Here is a 2,864-nt window from a genome sequence, read left to right as displayed (position 1 = left end):
GGATAGAAAAGGTATTTCCCAATATTCTTGATTACTTCAGCCTCAAGCCAGCTAAGGGAATGAGTTTAGAAGCGGCTGAAAAATTGGCTGTTAATGTAAAACCAGATAAAAAAGACAAGATTCTCACTAAATTAGTTGAACATAAAGACCAAAGTTTAGCTATACACCTTTTAAATGCAGCTGTTGGTGGTTGGACTCTAGTTAAATTAGCAAATTTAGATGAGCTTGAGCAACGGTTATATTTAGCAGCAGTTACTCTGCACGATCTCAATAAAATTGTACTCACGCAATTGGGTAACGTGCGGATGGATGGTAAGGAAGGGGATAAATACCATCATTATTTTGATGTTTGGGCTGAAACTTTAGGACTATGGAAATTTATTAGCAGTGAATATTGGCAAGACATAGCTTTTCTTGCTCAAAATGCTGAAGATGCAAGAGGAGCAAATCTGACTTTTGCTAACTTTCAAGAAATCAAATTAGCTCCTGAACATTTGATGGATTTAGCTGACTTTGTTCGGTTTGCTGACTTATTAGCTTCTATGGCTCATCGTCCAGATAGTTTATATCAAGAAAATATTCGGGCAATTGTACGACGCAGGTTAAAAGATAAATATGTAATTCGCCATCATCGTACTATCGAAAACCGAGGACTATTAACTCAAACAATCCACAATGCAGTATTAGAGAAATCAAGGGAAGTTGGATGGATAGCCTTTTTATTCTTCCCTGATGGCATTACATACTTTGCACCAAAGGATAGTGAAAAACCAGATTTATCAAACCTTGCTGAAATAGTGCGATCGCACATCTTAAAAACTGCTGCTAAGGGTTTGAATAGTTTAATTTATCGTCAGCCCAAAGGTATTATCAGTTGCAAACCAGATATGAAAGAAGTAGCTGATGTTGAACTTGCAGCAGAAACTCTTATCCGTCAGGTTTTTAATATACTTGGTGAAAAGCGATCTCCTGTAACTGGCGAGAGAAGAGAAAAAATAAAGTTACTTCCTGAATTAGTAAATTTAGATTGGAATTATCCCACTAATTTACAGGTAGATAGGTTAGCAGAAGGAGTCAGAGGATTAGTAGACATTCTCAAAGAATACTATGAAGTAAGTGAAGAGAAGGCCATCCAAGCTTTACTTAATGCTTTGGATATGAACGAATATGTAGAAGCTTTACAACGCATACCTGCCCTTGGTGGTGTACCTCATGGTTGGTATTTTTTAGCTGGTCATTATATCGGTAAAAATGGCAGCTTAAATGATGCTGAACTTGAAAATGTAATGATAAAAGCTATCCGCAGAGTTATCACAGAATGGGGTAAACCAGAACAATTAATACCGTTTGCTTTTCTTGATGCTTATATTGCTCAAGTATTAGATACCAGCGACAGTGATAAACAACATGATTTTGAAAAAGAGTTAAATCGTTACCATCGTAATAAAGCCAATCGCAAACGTGAACCAATATGTGCTGTTTGTAATAGTGCCTTTGATGTACGAGAAGAATTTTCTAGTTATACTAACAAGCGAGTCACTAGCCTTTCTAAAGAGTCTTTACGTGGCATTTGTACAGTCTGTCAAGTAGAAAAACTACTTCGCAGTTATTCTTTACGCCGGACTTTAGAAGCAGATGATGATATTGTTTACCTACACCTTTACCCAGATTATTACTTCACACCAGAAACGGCTCTTATAATGAATCGAGCCTATAAAAGCTTTGCTCAAAATGTATTTTCTGATTTAGATAAAGAATTAGCTAAACATAGCTATAACCCTAAATATATACCTCGTGCAGATGTTTTTAGGGTAGGTACTGATTCTAAAGAAAATGAGAAGCGACGACTAGAAAAAGTGGAATATCTAGAAGGACAAATGCACGGCTATTATCTTTTAGGAATTCCAGCATTATTTAAGAAACCAACTGATACAGAGGTATGGCATATACCAGCACTATTAACGCTAATTGCACCTTTAGCCTTTGGGGTTAAAGTAGTTGCTAGTCGTTCAACTCTTCCACCATACGACTCAGGAGCGGATTTTAAAGAAACTGCGGTTTTGGATGGTGTACATACCTATTGGCAACACAGCATCAGAAAATCTAGTTTCCGTCTAGATGAGTTAACAAATGCTATTCCTGCTGCGTTCTCTGTGTATGCTCTAACATCCCAAGCATACCGTGACAGTAAAAATTTTCCTGTTTGGAATGCTTTAAATAATGTTTCTCAATCTTTGGATACTAGCCCTTTGTATGTGTTCCATTATGCAGAGCGGATACTTGAAAATATTAAAAAGGAGGAGCGCAAGAAAAAAACAACTCAACTTAATGATCCATCAATTATCGTTTCTACAAAATGGTTTAATTATTAACAAATTTTGATTGATTATTACCAATGGAAAAGCCCTATGAGAATGATTGAAGCATTAGTGAATAAATATGCTCGTTTTTATCGAGCTTCAGGTAAAAATTCCTCGGCTTACACAAGACTTCGACCTTTAAACATAGCAGCAAAAGTTATCTTGGAAAGTCAGCCCAATACTTCTGAAGATGATCTGCAATTAATGATAGAAGGTTACTTGTTTTCTCTAGTAGATGGTGTACTAAATAACAATAACGAAGGTTATATCCCATCGGAAGCTGTGAAGGATAAAAGCCAGCGTCAAGCTCTTATTGAAGACTTTTCACAATACTTTGTCAAAGAAGTATTTAAGAACTATTGTAGGGGTGAAAGATCACTTCTAAGACAAAATATCAATCTTATTCGCCACGCGGCAGAAGCTTGGTATATAAAACAGTACCTCAAAAAACCTGAAGAAAAAGCACAAAAATCAGAAAACAAGGAGTCAAATTAATGTTTGAAC

2 protein-coding genes are annotated in these 2,864 nt (G+C 36.2%); both read left to right on the top strand.

Annotated features, from left to right (window positions below):
- On the top strand, positions 1–2,372 hold a 2,372-nt coding region (gene cas10d / locus IQ229_RS22100; protein ID WP_194047416.1), incomplete at its 5' end, for a type I-D CRISPR-associated protein Cas10d/Csc3.
- Between the two features lie 36 nt (positions 2,373–2,408).
- Complete coding sequence (locus IQ229_RS22095; protein ID WP_194047414.1) at positions 2,409–2,855, top strand: hypothetical protein; 447 nt, start codon at positions 2,409–2,411, stop codon at positions 2,853–2,855.
- Positions 2,856–2,864: the final 9 nt, after the last annotated feature.

Origin of the sequence: Nostoc cf. edaphicum LEGE 07299, assembly GCF_015207245.1 — a bacterium.
GTDB classification, from domain to species: Bacteria; Cyanobacteriota; Cyanobacteriia; order Cyanobacteriales; family Nostocaceae; genus Nostoc; species Nostoc edaphicum_B.
This window is presented reverse-complemented; position numbering and strand designations above follow the sequence as displayed.